The organism is Arthrobacter sp. MMS24-S77, assembly GCF_054888235.1.
Genome location: NZ_JBTZRN010000001.1, coordinates 3,407,180 through 3,424,287 on the forward strand (window position 1 = coordinate 3,407,180; position 17,108 = coordinate 3,424,287).

At 63.7% G+C, this 17,108-nt stretch carries 15 protein-coding genes and 1 pseudogene; 2 read left to right on the forward strand and 14 right to left on the reverse strand.

The genetic code is table 11. The features are described from left to right. Nucleotides 1-11 precede the first annotated feature (11 nt). From ACX5I4_RS15570 to ACX5I4_RS15595, 6 genes are all read right to left on the reverse strand, one after another. Complete coding sequence (locus tag ACX5I4_RS15570; RefSeq protein WP_265976874.1) at nucleotides 12-1,148, reverse strand: GuaB3 family IMP dehydrogenase-related protein; 1,137 nt, start codon at nucleotides 1,146-1,148, stop codon at nucleotides 12-14. A 133-nt stretch (nucleotides 1,149-1,281) separates the two neighbouring features. After that, nucleotides 1,282-2,793: an IMP dehydrogenase gene (gene guaB, locus ACX5I4_RS15575; protein ID WP_184740509.1), complete on the reverse strand. Its 1,512-nt coding sequence runs from the start codon at nucleotides 2,791-2,793 to the stop codon at nucleotides 1,282-1,284. 223 nt (nucleotides 2,794-3,016) lie between these two features. Beyond that, nucleotides 3,017-5,110 (reverse strand): acyltransferase family protein, encoded by a 2,094-nt coding sequence (locus ACX5I4_RS15580; protein ID WP_461837444.1) that lies wholly within the window; start codon nucleotides 5,108-5,110, stop codon nucleotides 3,017-3,019. Nucleotides 5,111-5,430: 320 nt separating this feature from the next. After that, complete coding sequence (groL, locus tag ACX5I4_RS15585) at nucleotides 5,431-7,041, reverse strand: chaperonin GroEL (RefSeq protein ID WP_461837445.1); 1,611 nt, start codon at nucleotides 7,039-7,041, stop codon at nucleotides 5,431-5,433. Nucleotides 7,042-7,127: 86 nt separating this feature from the next. After that, nucleotides 7,128-7,424 (reverse strand): co-chaperone GroES, encoded by a 297-nt coding sequence (groES, locus tag ACX5I4_RS15590; RefSeq protein ID WP_028265041.1) that lies wholly within the window; start codon nucleotides 7,422-7,424, stop codon nucleotides 7,128-7,130. A gap of 223 nt (nucleotides 7,425-7,647) precedes the next feature. Beyond that, on the reverse strand, nucleotides 7,648-8,058 hold the full coding sequence (locus ACX5I4_RS15595) for a hypothetical protein (protein ID WP_461837446.1): 411 nt from the start codon (nucleotides 8,056-8,058) through the stop codon (nucleotides 7,648-7,650). Nucleotides 8,059-8,153: 95 nt separating this feature from the next. Between ACX5I4_RS15595 and ACX5I4_RS15600 the strand changes: the two genes are divergently transcribed. Beyond that, nucleotides 8,154-9,392, forward strand: a complete 1,239-nt coding sequence (locus ACX5I4_RS15600; RefSeq protein ID WP_461837447.1) for a THUMP-like domain-containing protein — start codon at nucleotides 8,154-8,156, stop codon at nucleotides 9,390-9,392. Nucleotides 9,393-9,412: 20 nt separating this feature from the next. On the opposite strand, the gene ACX5I4_RS15605 is transcribed toward ACX5I4_RS15600, so the two are convergent. The 3 genes from ACX5I4_RS15605 to ACX5I4_RS15615 form a co-directional block, all read right to left on the reverse strand. Further along, entirely contained in the window at nucleotides 9,413-10,231 is an 819-nt protein-coding gene (locus ACX5I4_RS15605) for a shikimate 5-dehydrogenase (protein ID WP_461837448.1), read from the reverse strand. A gap of 51 nt (nucleotides 10,232-10,282) precedes the next feature. Further along, nucleotides 10,283-10,405 carry a type B 50S ribosomal protein L36 gene (gene ykgO / locus ACX5I4_RS15610; RefSeq protein ID WP_184740519.1) on the reverse strand — a complete coding sequence of 41 codons (123 nt, stop codon included), beginning with the start codon at nucleotides 10,403-10,405 and terminating at the stop codon, nucleotides 10,283-10,285. Nucleotides 10,406-10,471: 66 nt separating this feature from the next. Further along, on the reverse strand, nucleotides 10,472-11,632 hold the full coding sequence (locus ACX5I4_RS15615) for a GTP-binding protein (RefSeq protein WP_461837449.1): 1,161 nt from the start codon (nucleotides 11,630-11,632) through the stop codon (nucleotides 10,472-10,474). Nucleotides 11,633-11,800: 168 nt separating this feature from the next. Here ACX5I4_RS15615 and ACX5I4_RS15620 point away from each other — a divergent pair, with 168 nt between their 5' ends. After that, nucleotides 11,801-12,952 (forward strand): glutamate--cysteine ligase, encoded by a 1,152-nt coding sequence (locus ACX5I4_RS15620; RefSeq protein ID WP_461837450.1) that lies wholly within the window; start codon nucleotides 11,801-11,803, stop codon nucleotides 12,950-12,952. Between the two features lie 6 nt (nucleotides 12,953-12,958). Here ACX5I4_RS15620 and tsaD read toward each other — a convergent pair whose 3' ends face one another. The 5 genes and pseudogenes from tsaD to alr form a co-directional block, all read right to left on the reverse strand. Next, on the reverse strand, nucleotides 12,959-14,113 hold the full coding sequence (gene tsaD, locus ACX5I4_RS15625; RefSeq protein WP_461837451.1) for a tRNA (adenosine(37)-N6)-threonylcarbamoyltransferase complex transferase subunit TsaD: 1,155 nt from the start codon (nucleotides 14,111-14,113) through the stop codon (nucleotides 12,959-12,961). Beyond that, nucleotides 14,110-14,549, reverse strand: a pseudogene (rimI, locus tag ACX5I4_RS15630) (ribosomal protein S18-alanine N-acetyltransferase). The gene tsaD and the pseudogene rimI overlap by 4 nt, the downstream one beginning before the upstream one ends. Nucleotides 14,550-14,593: 44 nt before the next feature. Beyond that, a complete protein-coding gene (gene tsaB / locus ACX5I4_RS15635; protein WP_461837452.1) occupies nucleotides 14,594-15,265 on the reverse strand; it encodes a tRNA (adenosine(37)-N6)-threonylcarbamoyltransferase complex dimerization subunit type 1 TsaB in 672 nt (223 codons plus the stop codon). Continuing rightward, nucleotides 15,265-15,840 carry a tRNA (adenosine(37)-N6)-threonylcarbamoyltransferase complex ATPase subunit type 1 TsaE gene (gene tsaE / locus ACX5I4_RS15640; RefSeq protein WP_461837453.1) on the reverse strand — a complete coding sequence of 192 codons (576 nt, stop codon included), beginning with the start codon at nucleotides 15,838-15,840 and terminating at the stop codon, nucleotides 15,265-15,267. Before tsaE ends, tsaB begins: the two co-directional genes overlap by 1 nt. Before the next feature lie 26 nt (nucleotides 15,841-15,866). Beyond that, nucleotides 15,867-17,072 carry an alanine racemase gene (alr, locus tag ACX5I4_RS15645; protein ID WP_461837454.1) on the reverse strand — a complete coding sequence of 402 codons (1,206 nt, stop codon included), beginning with the start codon at nucleotides 17,070-17,072 and terminating at the stop codon, nucleotides 15,867-15,869. Between the last annotated feature and the right edge of the window lie 36 nt (nucleotides 17,073-17,108).

Consider the following 17,108-nt stretch of genomic DNA (forward strand, 5'->3'; position numbering starts at 1 on the left):
CGGACAGTAGCCTACTGACCTGAGTACGGCGAGACGACGACGTCGACCCGCTGGAATTCCTTCAGGTCCGAATAGCCTGTTGTCGCCATCGAACGGCGTAGCGCGCCGATCAGGTTGGAGGTGCCGTTGGTGTGGTGGCCCGGCCCGAAGAGCACTTCCTCAAGCGGTCCAACCGTTCCGACGTTGACCCTGTCACCGCGGGGCAGTTCGAGGTGGTGGGCTTCCTGGCCCCAGTGCCAGCCCTTGCCAGGCGCTTCCTCGGCACGGGCCAAGGCGCTGCCGAGCATGACGGCGTCGGCGCCCATCGCGATGGCTTTGACGATGTCACCCGAAGAACCCATGCCGCCGTCGGCGATCACATGCACATACCGTCCACCGGACTCGTCCATGTAGTCGCGGCGGGCAGCTGCGACGTCGGAAATGGCGGAAGCCATGGGTGAATGGATGCCAAGTGCGCGGCGCGTGGTAGTGGTTGCGCCTCCGCCGAAGCCCACCAGAACGCCGGCCGCGCCGGTACGCATAAGGTGCAGGGCGGGAGTGTAACCAGCGGCTCCGCCGACGATCACCGGGACGTCAAGTTCGTAGATGAACTGCTTGAGGTTCAACGGTTCGTGGTTCTTGGAGACGTGCTCAGCCGAGACAGTTGTACCCCGGATGACGAAAATGTCGACGCCGGCAGCAACGACGGTCTTGTAGTGCTCCTGGGTGCGCTGAGGCGTGAGCGAGCCGGCCACGGTCACCCCGGAAGCACGGATTTCCGCGAGCCTGCTGGTGATCAGTTCGGGCTGTATAGGGGCCTTGTAAAGCTCCTGCATACGGCGAGTGACAGCAGGGCTGGCCGTTTCATCCTCAAGGGCAGAGATCTCGTCCAAGACGGATTGTGGGTCCTCGTAGCGGGTCCACAGGCCTTCAAGGTCCAGCACGCCGAGGCCGCCAAGCCGGCCAAGGGCAATGGCCGTTTCAGGCGACATGGCGGAGTCCATGGGCGCGGCGATCACCGGCATCTCAAACTTGTAGGCATCAATCTGCCATGAGACGGAGACGTCCTTGGGGTCACGCGTCCGGCGGTTGGGGACGATCGCGATGTCATCCAGGGAGTAGGCACGACGCCCACGCTTGCCACGGCCAATCTCAATCTCATAAGTCACTGCTCTAGGTTATCCCAGTGCGGCGCCATGTACCGGCAGCGAGGCGCCGTGATGACGGGCAGCGGTACCGCGGAAATGGGCAAGCCCGCCACCTTCGCAGTGATGGTGGCGGGCTTGCTTGAAAACTGACTGCCTAGCGTGAACCGTAGTTCGGAGCCTCGACGGTCATCTGGATGTCGTGCGGGTGGGACTCCTTCAGACCGGCTGCGGTGATGCGCACAAACTTGCCGCGGGCTTTGAGTTCGGCGATGGTGGGCGCACCCGTGTAGAACATGGTCTGGCGCAGGCCGCCGACCAACTGGTACGCCACCGAGGAGAGTGGACCGCGGTACGCGACGCGGCCTTCGATGCCTTCGGGGATGAGCTTGTCATCGCCGGAAACGTCCGCCTGGAAGTACCGGTCCTTCGAGTAGGACGTGTTCTTGCCACGGGACTGCATGGCGCCCAGGGAACCCATTCCGCGGTAGCTCTTGAACTGCTTGCCATTGACGAAGATCAGCTCGCCCGGCGATTCGTCACAGCCGGCCAACAAAGAACCGAGCATGACGGTGTCGGCTCCGGCCACGAGTGCCTTGCCGATATCGCCCGAGTACTGCAGGCCGCCGTCGGCGATCAGCGGGACACCGGCAGGGATGGCTGCCTTGGAGGACTCGTAGATGGCCGTGATCTGGGGGACGCCAACACCGGCAACAACGCGCGTGGTGCAGATGGAGCCGGGACCAACGCCCACCTTGATGCCATCGGCGCCGGCGTCGATCAGCGCCTGGGCGCCTTCACGCGTGGCGGCCTGGCCGCCGATGATGTCCACGTGCGCAGCAACGGGATCGGACTTCAGGCGTGTGATCATGTCCAGGACACCCTGCGAGTGGCCGTTGGCGGTGTCCACGAACAGAGCGTCGACGCCAGCGTCGATCAGCGTCATGGCCCGTTCCCAACCATCGCCGAAGAACCCGATGGCGGCGCCGACACGGAGCCGGCCTTCCTCGTCCTTCGTGGCGAGCGGGTACTGCTCGGCCTTGGTGAAGTCCTTGGTGGTGATGAGGCCCTTGAGGCGTCCCTGCTCGTCAACGAGGGGCAACTTCTCGATCTTGTTGGTGGCCAACTTGTGCGAGGCCTCTTCGCGGCTGATGCCAACGTGGCCCGTGATAAGGGGCATCTTGGTCATGACGTCGCTGACCAGGCGCAGCGGGAAATCGGACTCCGGCACAAAGCGGGTGTCCCGGTTGGTGACTATACCCAGCAGCCGGCCATCGGGGTCGATAACGGGCAGGCCGGAAACCCTGTAACGCGAACACAGTTCGTCCAGTTCCTGAAGGGTTGCTTCCGGGTGGATGGTCAGGGGGTTGGTGATCATCCCCGACTCGGAGCGCTTGACGCGGTCCACGTGGTCGGCCTGGTCTTCAATGGACAGGTTGCGGTGGATCACGCCAAGGCCGCCCTGGCGGGCCATGGCGATGGCCATCCGCGACTCCGTGACCGTGTCCATGGCGGCCGACAGCAGGGGGGTCTGGACCGAAATTCGCTTGGAGATCCGTGAGGAGGTGTCAGCTTCGGACGGGATGACGTTGGTGTGGCCCGGCAGCAGCAGGACATCATCATAGGTCAGGCCAACAAAGCCGAAGGGGTCGTGTTCGGGCTGGGTCATGAGTGCGCCTCTTACCTTGGTTCTTGGGGGTTGCTCTGGTAGGGGTTGCAGCTGATGACCAGCCCGTCATTACGGGACTGGCCTGTGCAGAAAGGTTCTGAATAAATAGTAGAACCTCGCCGCCGATCCCCATATTCCGCACGGGCAATGTGAGCAACGGCACCCGGCCATCCCGGCGTCGGGCTGTCCGGCCGGCAACATCGTGTGCCCGCGCTCCGGATGCCTAACTCCACCCCGTGGCGGCCAGCCACCTTTCCTTCAGCATGGGGGCCATGCTCGCAACGTAGGTCTTGGAGAGGTGGTTGTTGTCAAGATAGACGAAGGTGTTACCCACAACTCCGGGGCATTCGCTGCCGTTGCAAATCAGATCGGTCATGTCCAGGACGGACAGGCCTGTGTACTTCCCTTCGAGGGCGGCAAGCGGGTTTTCAGGGGCGAGTTGCTGCGCTTCGCCGGGATTGCAGTCGGGATTGTGCGGTCCCTTGACCACGACGCAATCTGCCATGTTGAAATCGAATCTCGGGTTGTCACGGACGGCGATCACGTCAATGCCCTTCCCGGTGAGCATCTTGACTGTGTCCTCGAAGCCAACGGTCAACTTTTCATCGGGCGAGGATGGAGCTGCCGCCGTTCCCACCAGGAAGACAGCATCCGGGGGGTTCGCGTCGATCTGTTGGCGGACCGCATCATTGAAGCTCTTGCATTGCTCGTCCAGGCCGGTGCTATCAACACTGAACGGACATCCGCCGAGCAGTAGGTGGTAAAGGCGCCATTGCTCTTGTTCAGCTACGGGGGCCAACGCCCCGAGCCATTGCTGCGCATGCGAGTCACCCAGCACCAGGACGGTGTGATCCGAGCCAGCGGCCTGATTGTTTTGACCACAACCCGGCAGGAGGAGCTTGGAAGCAGGCTTCAGATCTCCGGCACATTGGCTGGGTAGATTTGCCCAGTCCTGTGCCAACTTTTCCGCGGTGGGGAGGAGAACCGCGTTCGCGCCCACTTCGTTGACGTAACCGGGCACGAGGGCAGCCGCTCCTGGGTTGTCCTTTTGCGCTTGCTCCATGGCGACTTTGGCGGTCACGTACTGCTGCACATTGAAAGCGAGCAGCGGAGCTATGGCAAGAGAGAGGCAGGCGACGATCGCGACGGCGGCACGTCGGCGGTTTACTTCCGGCCACTTCCAATCCCTGACTGGCTTCTCGACGAACTTGGTGGTCAGGAACGCCAAAGCCAGGGAGGCTCCAATGATCACCGTGCCTGACAGCCACCCGGCATGGTCTTTTCCAGTCCAAATGAGGGAGATGACCAGCAGCGGCCAATGCCACAGATACAGCGCGTAGGAGTTGTCGCCCAGGCGCACAAGAGGCTTGGAGCTGAGGATCCGGTCCACCCCGAAACGGCTGCCTGTCTGGCCAGCGGCAATAACGCAGGCCGCTGCGAGAGTGGGCCAGAGGGCCACGAAGCCGGGGAACGCCGTCTGGACCTGGAGCACGATCCCGCAGCTCAGCATGGCCACGATGCCAACCCAGCCCATCACCACGCGGACGGGCTTCGATAGCGTCAACACCGGCAAAATGAGGGCAACCAAACTTCCGATGGCGAATTCCCACAGCCTGGCGAAAGTGTCGAAGTAGGCAGTGGTTTGGTCGGTCGCCGTCGCAATGACTGAATACGTGAGCGACACCACGAAGATCAGGCCAAATACATAGGTCAAAGCGACCCGGTAACGAAGACCGTACTTTCTACAAGCCAGCGCAACGAGCGCGAAGATGACCGGCCAAAGGATGAACACCTGGCCTTGGATCGAGAGTGACCAGAAATGTTGCAGCGGACTCGCTTGGCTGTGATCTGCGGCGTAGTAGTTGACGGCTTCGCGCTGAAGGAGCCAGTTCTGGACGTAGAAGAGTGATGCCCAGACCTGGTCAACCAGAGCTGCCCATTGAGTCTTGGGGAGCACCACGAAAATGGCGGCCAATGTACCTAGCAGGACGACGACAGCGCCCGGAAGCAGCCGACGGAACAAATGAAGCCAGTGCCTCAGGAGATCCATGGGGCGGCCCTGCTCGTGACGGCTTGTGAACTGCAATGTCATCAAGAATGCAGAGACCAAAAGGAAAACATCGACGCCGCCGGAAACGCGGCCGAACCACACGTGGTAGGACACCACCATGAGCACGGCAAGGGAGCGCAGGCCCTGAATTTCGGGACGAAACTTTGACTTTCGGCTGGTGATACTGGAACGACTCTGCTCCTTGATAGAAGCCGCCGTTTGCGCAGTTAACACCAGAATGCCCCTCAATGACCTAGAACGAACCATAAATCTTACTGATTCGTAATGTTCAATGCCAATCGAAACTCATCCGAAAGGCACCCATCCGTCAATTAGGCCATGCCCAGCTGGGCGTTCACGGGGTGATTGCCGAGCGCCAACTGTGGGCAGGCACGTGGAGAGGTTGCCCGGTAGCGCAAAAGCAGGAGGCCCGGCCCCCGAAAGGGGACCGGGCCTTCTTTCACGCAGGTGGGCCCACACCGCCCGGGTTCCCTGGCCGAAGCGAAGCGAGGCTAGGGAGGCGGTGTGGGCCCACGCCGCCCGGGTTCCCTGGCCGAAGCGAAGCGAGGCTAGGGAGGCGGTGGGGATTAGTGGCTGTGGCCTGCGTGCTCGTCTTCTTCGGCCGGCTTCTCGACAACCAGGGTCTCTGTGGTGAGAACCAGGGCTGCGATGGACGCGGCGTTCTGGAGTGCGGAGCGGGTGACCTTGACGGGGTCGATCACGCCAGCGGCGATCAGGTCCTCGTACACGCCGGACTTCGCGTTGAAGCCGTGGTTGTCTTCCAGCTCGGCAACCTTGGCGACGACGACGTAGCCGTCGAAGCCGGCGTTCTGGGCAATCCAGCGAAGCGGCAGGGTCAGGGCGCGGCGGACGATGCCGACGGCGGCAGCCGCGTCACCTTCCAAGGCCTTGACGGCAGAGTCCTCGTCCAATGCTTTGAGAGCGTGGATGAGGGCAGAGCCACCGCCGGACACGATGCCTTCTTCAAGGGCGGCACGCGTGGAGGACACTGCGTCCTCGATACGGTGCTTCTTTTCCTTGAGCTCAACCTCGGTGGCTGCACCGACCTTGATGACGCCGATGCCACCGGCCAGCTTGGCAAGCCGTTCCTGCAGCTTTTCCCTGTCCCAGTCGGAGTCGGTGCGGGTCAGCTCGGCACGGATCTGGGCGACGCGTGCTGCGACGTCCTCCGGTGTGCCGGCGCCGTCAACAATGGTGGTGTTGTCCTTGGTGACGGTGATCCGGCGGGCACTGCCGAGGACCTCGAGGCCAACCTGGTCCAGGGACAGGCCGAGCTCCGGGGAGACAACCTGCGCGCCGGTCAGCGTGGCGATGTCCTGCAGCATGGCCTTGCGGCGGTCACCGAAGCCCGGAGCCTTGACGGCAACGACGTTCAGGGTGCCACGGATGCGGTTCACGATCAGCGTGGACAGTGCCTCGCCGTCGATGTCCTCGGCAATGATGAAGAGCGGCTTGGCTGCCTGCAGGGCCTTCTCAAGGAGCGGCAGGAATTCCTGCAGCGAGGAGATCTTGCCCTGGTTGATCAGGATGAGCGCGTCTTCCAGGACAGCTTCCTGGCGTTCCGCGTCGGTGACGAAGTACGGGGACAGGTAGCCCTTGTCGAACTGCATGCCCTCGGTGAGGACCAGTTCGGTCTGCGTGGTGGAGGACTCTTCGATGGTGATGACACCATCCTTGCCGACCTTGCCGAAAGCCTCGGCCAGCAGTTCGCCAACCTCGTCGCTCTGGGCGGAGATCGCTGCAACGCTGGCAACCTGGGTGCCTTCTACCTCGCGGGCGTTCTCCAGGAGGCGGGCGGCAACGGCCTGGACCGAGACTTCGATGCCGCGCTTGATTTCACCCGGGGCTGCGCCTGCGGCAACGTTGCGCAGGCCTTCCTTGACGAGGGCCTGTGCCAACACGGTAGCCGTGGTGGTGCCGTCGCCTGCGACGTCGTTGGTCTTGGTGGCGACTTCCTTGGCCAGCTGGGCGCCAAGGTTCTCGTACGGGTCGTCCAGCTCGACCTCGCGGGCGATCGTCACGCCGTCGTTGGTGATGGTGGGAGCTCCCCACTTCTTGTCCAGAACGACGTTGCGGCCGCGCGGGCCAAGGGTCACCTTGACGGTGTTGGCGAGCTTGTCAATGCCTGCTTCGAGCGAGCGGCGGGCAGCGTCGTTGAACGCTAGCTGCTTTGCCATGGTTGTGTCCTTTCAAGACGGAAAACCCGCACCGCCGATTCAGTCAGAAGAAGTCCGACTCGATCTGCGATGCGGGATCCAGGAAATTACTTAACGACGATCGCCAGAACGTCGCGGGCGGACAGAACGAGGTATTCGTTGCCGCCGGTCTTGACTTCAGTTCCGCCGTACTTGGAGTAGATGACGACGTCGCCAACGGTTACATCGACGGGCACGCGGTTGCCGTTGTCATCGAAGCGGCCGGGGCCAACTGCAACAACTTCGCCTTCCTGCGGCTTTTCCTGTGCAGTGTCCGGGATAACCAGGCCGGAAGCCGTGGTCTGCTCTGCTTCGAGCGGGCGGACAACAATGCGATCCTCGAGAGGCTTAATGGAGACCGACACTCGGATCTCTCCTTTACGTGAGGTAGTACATGGACTATCAAACCAGGGGTGCCGTGGCGTGCTTACCGTCGTCGCGGTGCCGGTAAGTGCCTGGCGGCATGATTAGCACCCGCCTAGGGAGAGTGCTAATCAAGACTCTATGTAAGCATTAGCACTCGGTCAAGGCGAGTGCCAGAATTCCGTCACGGGTGAACGGCGGCAGGCCGCTTGCAGCTCAAGTAGCTCATTGCCCGGCGAGGTCGTCGAAGTCAACGTCCTCGCCGTCGTCGTACTCTTCTTCCGGCGCGGTTCCGCGGTTCAGGTAGAGCACTACGCCGCTGGCGAGCGCGACGACGCCGGACACCACCAGTCCGATGATCGCGCCGATACGGGCACCCATGTAGGTGTCACGGATGTCGCGGGCCTCGTCCGTGGCGTCCTGGACGCTCTTTCCGGTCATGGAGTAGGTGGCCGCGTTGAAGGAGTCGAGGAAGAAGATAATGATCAAGAGCGCGATGCAGACTATGGCGATCGCAGCACCCACGATGAGCGCAGGACGGGCATACGTGGAGAGATTTCCGGTGAAGGGACGTTTATCGGGAGCAGAGGGAGAACCATTGGCGTCGTCAGGCTGGCGTACTGGGTTGTCTTCCATGGCATCAACCCTATCGGCCCGGATGGTCATGGAGCCCTCTCCGCCCCGTATGACGGGCGGCCGGTAGGTGACGGGCGGCCAGTAGGCTAGTTCCCATGGCTGACACACCCCAGGACCAGATTGCCCCCCTACTGACAACCGAGGGTTGGGAACTGCTGGCGTCCTTGGGACCATACCGCGATGGCGAAGCGTTCGCCCTGAATGCGCGGCTGCGCAAAGACGGCCACTCCCCCGCCCTCGTGGCCGCCGTGCTCACCCAGTCCAGGCTCCGTACGCGGGCCGAGGCCAAGTTCGGCGAATTCGCCCGGCAGATGCTCTTCACGCAGGCCGGCTTGGAACAGGCCACCCGGCTCAATGTGGCAGCCAGGCACGCCGAACGCTTCGCCAAGGCGGGCACGCAGCACGTGGCGGACCTGGGCTGCGGGCTCGGGGCCGACTCCATGGCCATGGCCTCCATGGACATCAAGGTCACCGCCGTGGAGCTCGATGAGACCACCGCCGCCTGCGCCACCATCAACCTCATGCCTTTCCCGCACGCATCCGTGGTGCACTCCGATGCGACGTCGGTGCCCCTTGACGGCGTCGACGGCGTCTGGCTTGATCCGGCGCGCCGCACGACGTCGTCGTCGGGGACCAAACGGATCTGGGATCCGGAGGCGTTCTCGCCGCCGTTGTCCTTCGTTGAATCGCTGGCGGCTACCGGCAAGTCTGTAGGCGTCAAGATGGGCCCCGGGATGCCGCACGAATCGGTTCCGGCCGGCTGTGAGGCGCAGTGGGTTTCGGTCGGAGGAGACGTCACCGAGGTGACCCTGTGGTTCAACGACGTCGCTCGACCCGGCGTCCGCCGCGCTGCCCTGGTCATCGGGCCGCAGGGCGCGGCCGAGATCACCAGCGGCGAGGATTTCGACGGCGGCCCGGTACCCGACGTCGGGCCCGTGGCGGGATACCTATACGAACCCGACGGTGCGGTGATCCGCGCGGGCTTGGTTGCCGACGTCGCGCTCCGGCTCGGCGGCCACCTGGTGGACAAACACATTGCCTACATCTGCGCTCCGGAACTGGTGGAGACCCCGTTCGCCCGCGCCTACAAAGTCCTGGAAGTCATGCCGCTGAACGTCAAAGCCCTCAAAGCCTGGGTGAAGGCCAACGGCGTCGGCGTCCTGGACATCAAGAAGCGCGGCACCTCCGTCACCCCGGAGGAGCTGCGGAAGCAGCTGCTACCGGCAGGAAAAGGCTCGGCAAAAGCGCTCGGCAACAAAACAGCCACCCTGGTCCTCACCAGGATCGGCGAGGAAAAGGTGGCTGTTGTGGTGGAGCCGGTAGCGACGGCCTGAGCTGGCCTCTCACGCGCGCCCTATTGGGCGCGCGTGAACTCCTCCGCCGCGGCCACCTGCTCCGGCGTTGGAGTGACGCCCGTGTACAGCACGAACTGTTCAAGGGCTTGGATAGTGGCTACTTCAGCGCCGCTGATCACGGTCTTGCCTGCCGCGCGACCGGCCTTGATGAGCGGCGTCTCCGCAGGGAGGGCGACGACGTCGAAGATTACCTCTGCGGCCGCCACCGCCGCTTCGGGGAAGGACAGTGAGCCGGAGTCGGGTCCGCCGGCCATGCCGATCGGTGTGACATTGACAAGCACATCCGCCGTCGAGTCCCCTACTTCGGCTTGCCAGCCGAAGCCATAGAGCCCCGCGAGGGATTGCCCGAGCTTTTCATTCCGGGCAACCACGGTGATGCGGGAGAATCCGGCGTCCCGGAAGGCAGCCGCGGTGGCCTTGGCCATGCCGCCGGAACCGCGAAGCAACACGGACGACGCCGGGTCGATCGCGTTGCGCTCGATCAACTGGGCGATCGCGGTGTAGTCCGTGTTGTAGGCCGTCAGTACGCCGGCGTCGTTCACGATCGTGTTGACCGAGTCGATAGCGGCGGCCGAAGCGTCCATGCGGTCGACAAGAGCGATGACGTCTTCCTTGTAGGGCATCGAGACGGCGCAGCCGCGGATCCCCAGGCCGCGCACGCCGGCGATCGCGTTCGGGAGGTCGGTGGGAGCGAAGGCCTTGTAGATCCAGTTCAGGCCGAGCGCCTCGTAGAGGAAGTTGTGGAAACGCGTTCCGTTGTTGCTCGGCCGGGCAGAGAGAGAAATACAGAGCGTCATGTCTTTATTGAGGATCGGCATAACGGGACTTCCTTCGCGTAGCGGGGTACTCTGCCCAGCCTAGACGGGGAGCTAGCCTTGGCGCGCCTTGAAGCGCGGATTCAGCTTGTTGATGACAAAGGTGCGGCCGCGCCGGCGGACAACTTGCGCCCCGGGGATCTTCTTGAGGGCACGCAACGAGTTCCTGACTTTCATGGGGTTCTCCTTCTGGGGTTTTGACTTGTTTGATTGCGGTTTTGTTCCACCTAGGCTGAAGCCCGGCTAAAGGGTGGATTCGAGCTCCAGCGGATCCTCAAGCGCAGCGAAATCGAGGCTCATCTCGGCTTCGCTCAGCGCGCATCCGTCCAGTAGGGCCCGGATTTCCGTGGCATCGACGTCGTCTCCTCGGCCGGTCACGGCCAGCACGGTGCCGCGATCGCCGAAGCGGGGGTGCCAGTCGAGAACGGCGTCGACGTCGTTGAGACCGTCTTCGTCCTGCCGGCCCTTGCCGTCGCGAACCGAGTCGATGCCAGCATCCGCGAGCCACTCTCCCGTACTCTCGAGCCAGACCCGCGGTCCGATTCCCTGCACGGCGATCCGGATCTTGGCCGCCGAGGCAACCCACAGGCGGCCCCGCATCCAGTGGCATCCCTCTGCCAACTTGGGCAGGGCTTCCCTGTAGCGCCCGGGATGAAGCGGACGCTCCACTTTGTGGAGCACGGTCCGGAAGCTCCCCGACTCTTCCTCGAGGGGAACCCTCACGGAACCGCGACGAACCCTCGCGAGCGCCTCCGCGCCGTCGTAGCAGCCGGGCCGGAAGTCGTCGTCGCGGGCGGAAATCGCAGCATGGGGCGCGAGTTGCCCAAGAAGTTCCAGTCCTTGGGACCAAGCCTCGCTCGAATCCGGGCGCAATCCGGTGAGCTCGGCTCCAAGACCGGCCTGCACCATGACAGTATCCGCGTGGCCCAACTCTCCGATGAGAAATTCTCCGCTGGTGCGGTGGTCCTCCGGCATGGCCGTGAAGCCGGATTCATACAGGGTGTGCTTGTCCCAAATATGGTCTTCCAGCGCTGAGGGATCGATCGCCAGCACTGCGTTGTCGATAACGGCAGGCCGCTCGAGGCCCCGCTTGAGTTCGGCAACCGCCATGTCCACGGAGACACCCGGTGGCAGGCCCAGGACGATGTGGTCATGACCGGACGCGGCGAGGCGTTCCGCCGTAGGGACAACATCGAGGCGGACTGTGCAGCTGAGGCAGCCGTGCTCCAAGACCGTTTGCGCCCGCTCTACAAGTTCGCCGTTGCGGAAGACCCTCCGCAGGACAATGGAGCCATCCAGGAGGTCGTGGAGGACCACCGCTGAGTCACGATGTGTGCGCCCTAGCTTGGCTGTGGCTGCTTCGCGGCATTGGCTATCGAGTGAGCTGACAACAGAAAGGTGCATGCCTCCTATATTAGATGCAAATCATTCTCATTAGCAAAAGAACCCGGTTTCCTTAGGTTTCCGCCCATGCGGTACGGTACCGCCCCTGCATTAGACTTGAGCCAACCGCTGACGGCCCCACGGCGGGCGTTGCTCAGGCGTTTTTCGCATATCACCGAGGGGACCTACGTGCAGATTGATTTCGCTCCATCCAGGCAGTCGACACTTGGGGTGGAATGGGAGCTCGCGCTCGTCAATGCGCGCACCGGCGAATTGGTATCGGTCGCGAATGAGGTCCTGCGCGGCGTGGCATCCCGGCATCCGGACCTGAACGAAGACGACGAGCATCCGCACATCAAGCGGGAATTGCTCCTCAACACGGTGGAACTTGTCACGGGCGTGTGCAACACCGTCAAGGAAGCCAAGGAAGACCTGGCCCGGTCCCTGCAGGCCGTCAGGGAAGTCACCGACCCCATGGGTGTGGAGCTTTTTTGCGCCGGCAGCCATCCTTTCAGCCCGCCGCAGCTTCAGCCGGTCTCGGACAAAGAACGCTATGCCAAGCTGATCGACCGCACCCAATGGTGGGGACGGCAAATGGTCATCTATGGCGTCCACGTCCACATCGGCCTGGACCGGAGGGATAAGGCGCTCCCCATCCTCGACGGGCTGGTCAACTACTTCCCCCACTTCCAGGCCTTGTCCGCCTCAAGCCCATTCTGGGGCGGCGAAGACACCGGCTACGCGTCACAACGCGCCCTCATGTTCCAGCAGCTGCCCACGGCAGGATTGCCTTTCCAGTTCCCCAGCTGGGCTGAGTATGAGTCCTATGTCCAGGACATGTTCACCACGGGAGTAATCGACACCCTGTCCGAAATTCGCTGGGATATCCGTCCCGTGCCGAATTTGGGCACCATCGAGATGCGCATTTGCGATGGCCTGGCCACCCTTGAGGAGGTCGGCGCCGTTGCAGCCCTGACCCAATGCCTGGTGGACGAGTTCTCCACCATCCTGGACAACGGCGGCAGCATTCCCACTATGCCGCCATGGCATATCCAGGAAAACAAGTGGCGCGCAGCCCGCTACGGCATGGAGGCGATCATCATCCTCGATGCCGAAGGCAATGAGCAGCTCGTCACCGATCACCTGAAGGAAACACTGCTCCGCCTGGCGCCGGTCGCGGAAAAGCTCGGCTGCTCGAAGGAACTGGCCGACGTCGAAAAGATCATTGCCCGCGGAGCTGGCTATCAGCGCCAACGCCGCGTCGCTGCCCAGCACGACGGCGATCTTCATGCCGTCGTCCAGGACCTCGTACAGCAAATGCGGTCCGTGCCGAGCGCCTAGCTGCGCCTACACCGAAACCGTAGTCACCGGCAGGGAAGAATCGGGAGCGAACGCGACGCCGCTGGGAGCGATTCCCGCCATGATGAGCTGTGAGCCCAGGGCGGCAACCATGGCGCCGTTGTCGGTGCACAGCGACAACGGCGGTACGTGCAAAGCGATCCCGGCGGAGCTGCAGCGCTGCCCGGTCAGTTCACGGAGCCTGGAGTTGGCTGCAACGCCACCGCCCAGCAGGAGATCCGTGATGCCGTTCTCCTTGCAGGCCAACACTGCCTTGGACGTGATGACGTCCACCACTGCTTCCTGGAATGCGGCGGCGATATCGGCCACGGGGACGTCCTCGCCTCGCGCTTCGAACTGTTCCACGCAGCGCGCGACGGCGGTCTTGAGCCCGCTGAAGGACCAATCGTAACGATGTGGTCCGGGCTCCTCCGCGGTTCCCATGTACTTGGGTTGGGTCAAGCCGCGGGGGAAGCGGATGGCCTTGGCGTTGCCTTGCTTGGCGAGTTTGTCGATGGCCGGCCCGCCGGGGTAGCCAAGGCCCAGGAGCCTCGCCACTTTGTCGTAAGCCTCGCCCGCGGCGTCGTCGATCGTGGAACCCAGCATCTCGACGTCGTCGGTGATGCTGCGGATGCGCAGGATTTCCGTGTGCCCGCCGGAAACCAGCAGCGCACCGAGGTTCTCCGGCAACCGTCCACCAGCGCCGAGTCCAGTGGCGCCGAATCCAGTGGCGCCGCCCGCAGCGCCGCCCCCCTTTCCGTCAAGGAGCCCGACGCCGACGTGTGCCACCAAGTGGTTGATGGCGTAGAGCGGCTTGCCCGTGGCAACCGAGAGGGCCTTGGCCGCGCAGACACCCACCATGAGCGCGCCGGCCAACCCAGGCCCGGAGGTCACGGCGATGGCGTCGATGTCGTCCAGCGTCACTCCAGCCTCGTTCAGGGCCTCCTGCAACGTGGGGACAAAGGCGTCCAAGTGCGCACGGGAAGCGATCTCCGGAATGACGCCACCAAAACGGACATGCTCATCCATCGAGGAGGACACCGTGTTGGTCAACAGGGTGGTGCCCCGGACAATCCCGACACCGGTTTCGTCGCAGGAGGACTCGATCCCCAGCACAAGCGGCTGGACGGTGCGGGGGTGGTTCACTTGGCTGGGCTGGTTCACGCCGGGATTCCTTCAGTCAATGTCAGCCTCATGATGAGGGCGTCCGTACCGTCGCGGTAGTAGCGTCGCCGTACATGGATCTGCTCGAAGCCGAACCGCACGTATAAGGCCTGGGCGCGCGGATTGTCGGCACGGACCTCGAGAAGGACTTCCGTTGCGCCGCGCCCTCGGGCCTCTTCAATGAGTTCGGTGAGGATGGCGGAGCCAATCCCCGACCTTCGAATTCGGGCACGACGGCGATCGTCTGGACGTCCGCGATTGGCTCGATGCACATGAGGCCGGCGTAAGCCACAATCTGTCCGTCGGCTTCGGCCACTACGTAGCGGCGGGTATCCACCTGGGCAAGTTCATCGAAGAACATCTGCATCGGCCAGGCGTCCACCGGGAATAGCCGGCGTTCCAGGACCTCGACGGCAGTGACGTCGTCGGCGGTCATGTCACGCAAGGTCACGCCATCGAGTTTGAACTGGTGTGAGGTATTCACAGGGCACGCTTCCTGGGACCGGGCACTTGGGCATCCGATTCCCGCAGGTACAAGGGCGTGGAGTCCGGCAGCTTTTCGCCAGCCGTGAGCAGGGCCATGGCGAACTGGCCCAGTGAGGCGGCGTCGGGTTGCGTGGCACTGAATTCCTCGTTCGCGTTGACGACGTCCGCGTAGATGCCGCCACCAGCCCCGAAGACGGGAAGATCGGGAAGCTCCGAGGCGAAGCCCACATGCGGGCCGTCCACGAGGTGGGGAAGCTGGCCCTCGTTGAGCGTGTAGCGCGCCCAGTAGACCTCCTTGCGACGGGCATCCGTCGCCACCAGGAACTCGGCCTTCGCCTCGATGGATTCTGCTACTTCCAAAGCGATCGCGTCCAGGCTCATGAGGCCGAAGAGCGGTTTGTTCCAGGCGAATGCCAAGGTGCGGGCAGTCGCGATCCCCGAACGGAGCCCCGTGAACGGTCCAGGGCCGACGCCGGTGACGATGAGGTCGATGTCTGCTCCGCTAACACCAGCGTCGCTCAGGAGTTTCTCAATGCCAGGCGCCAGGACCTCGGCGTGGCTGCGGGTGTCTTCGGTAGCGAAGGATTCCACCACGCCCTCCAGGGCATCGTCCGAGATGAGTGCAGCACTCGCCACGGCCGAAGTATCAATGGCCAGGATCAACATCAGGCGTTCTCTTCCAGTATTTCGGGGACGGTGCTCCACCGTGGGCCGAAGCCGCGGAAAACTATGGTGCGTGGTTCGTCGTCGTCCTCGGGGTCGAAGTCCAGCACCTCATCCCGGCCCGCTTCCGGGTTGGCGATCGGCGATTCCGAGCCACCGACGGTCCGGTGCATCTCGATGTCCAGGCGGCTGTCCGAAAGGTGTTCCACGCGCTCGCGCCCCCACTCGACCACCGTTACCGAGCTGTCCATGGTGTTTTCGAGGTCGATATCGTCGATCTCCGCAGCAGAGGCGAGCCTGTAGGCATCAACGTGGACCAGATCGGGGCCGCCGGGTCGCGGACCGTCGGGCAGGTTGGGGTGGATGCGCACCAGGACGAACGTGGGTGAGATGACCCCGGCGCGGACGCCTAGGCCTTCGCCGAGTCCCTGGGTGAAGGTGGTCTTGCCTGCGCCGAGTTCGCCCGTCAGGACCAGCAGGTCGCCGCGTTCAAGCACCCCACCGAGTGCCGAGCCCAAAGCGTGTGTCTGCTCCGCCGTCGCGACCTTGACAGCACGCTCCCACACTGCCCCGCTCACCGGCGTGTTATTAGACGGCGCCCCGCTCACCGGGCATCCGCTCCCGGAGTCTCATTAATGTAGATCCGCGGGACGCGAGGGCTGATGCGGGTGACGATCTCGTAATTGTTGGTGCCCGCCGCGGCGGCCCAGTCGTCCGCCGTCGGGCCGCCGTCGGCTCCATCGCCAAACATGACGGCTTCAGCACCCAGCAAACCCGCTTCCCCGGTCCCCACATCCCCGAGGTCAATGACCATCTGGTCCATGGCAATCCGCCCCACAACGGGGTAATTGACTCCGTTGACGCGCACCGGCCCGCCGGTGGCGATTCGCGGCACGCCGTCCGCGTATCCGAGCGGGATGAGGCCCAGGGTGCTCTCGCTGGAGGTCCGGTAGTTGAGTCCGTAGGACACACCTTGGCCCTCGGGCACTCGTTTGCAGTTGGAGACAAGGGTGCGGACCGTCATAGCGGGGCGGAGTCCGAGTTCCGCGGAGCTTTGTCCTTCGAAAGGGGACAGTCCGTAGAGTCCGAGGCCGACGCGGACGAGGTCGAAGTGTGCATCCGGGCGGGAAAGCGTGGCCGGCGTGTTGGCCACGTGCCGTACCTCGGTGTCCACCCCGGCGTCCTCGGCGACGGCGATCGCTTCCCGGAAGGCCGCCAATTGCTCATCGGTCTCCGGGCGGTGGGGTTCATCGGCCACGGCCAAATGAGAGAAGATGCCCACCACGCGCAGGAGGCCTTCGTCCTGGTATTCCATGGCCTGGCCTACTAGTTTGTCCCATTGGGCGATCGTCGCGCCATTGCGCCCCAAGCCAGTGTCCACTTTCAGGTGGATGCGGGCCGGACGCTCCTGTTCGCGTGCCGCAGCGACCACGGCGTCCAGTTCCCAGCCGGAAATCCCGACGTCGACGCCGGCCGCAACAGCCGCCTGGAAGTTGCTTTCGGTGGTGTGCAACCACGCCAGCAGGGGTGCGTCGATTCCGGCAGCGCGTAGCGCCAGTGCCTCCGAAATATGGGCGACGCCGAGCCAGCGGGCACCGGCGTCAAGGGCTGCCCGTGCCACCTGGATGGCTCCGTGTCCGTAGGCATCGGCCTTGACCACGGCCATGACATTGGCAGGCGAGGCGATAGCCACGAATTGGCGCACATTGTGCCGGACGGCGTCCAAGTCAATGACGGCTGAGCGTTCGAGGACCGTTGCCGAACCCGATTTCGTCGCGGGCTCGAAACTGGCAGCTGCTTCGTAAGTCACCTCACGATTCTAGTGCCGCCGCGGCCCAGGGGTTGA

Bases quoted from the DNA above. Each gene is read 5' to 3' on its own strand.
- guaB (WP_184740509.1), bottom strand. From the start codon at position 2,793: ATGACCCAGCCCGAACACGACCCCTTCGGCTTTGTTGGCCTGACCTAT.
- ACX5I4_RS15580 (WP_461837444.1), bottom strand. From the start codon at position 5,110: ATGGTTCGTTCTAGGTCATTGAGGGGCATTCTGGTGTTAACTGCGCAA.
- groL (WP_461837445.1), bottom strand. From the start codon at position 7,041: ATGGCAAAGCAGCTAGCGTTCAACGACGCTGCCCGCCGCTCGCTCGAA.
- ACX5I4_RS15595 (WP_461837446.1), bottom strand. From the start codon at position 8,058: ATGGAAGACAACCCAGTACGCCAGCCTGACGACGCCAATGGTTCTCCC.
- ACX5I4_RS15600 (WP_461837447.1), top strand. From the start codon at position 8,154: ATGGCTGACACACCCCAGGACCAGATTGCCCCCCTACTGACAACCGAG.
- ACX5I4_RS15605 (WP_461837448.1), bottom strand. From the start codon at position 10,231: ATGCCGATCCTCAATAAAGACATGACGCTCTGTATTTCTCTCTCTGCC.
- ykgO (WP_184740519.1), bottom strand. From the start codon at position 10,405: ATGAAAGTCAGGAACTCGTTGCGTGCCCTCAAGAAGATCCCCGGGGCG.
- ACX5I4_RS15615 (WP_461837449.1), bottom strand. From the start codon at position 11,632: ATGCACCTTTCTGTTGTCAGCTCACTCGATAGCCAATGCCGCGAAGCA.
- tsaB (WP_461837452.1), bottom strand. From the start codon at position 15,265: ATGTTGATCCTGGCCATTGATACTTCGGCCGTGGCGAGTGCTGCACTC.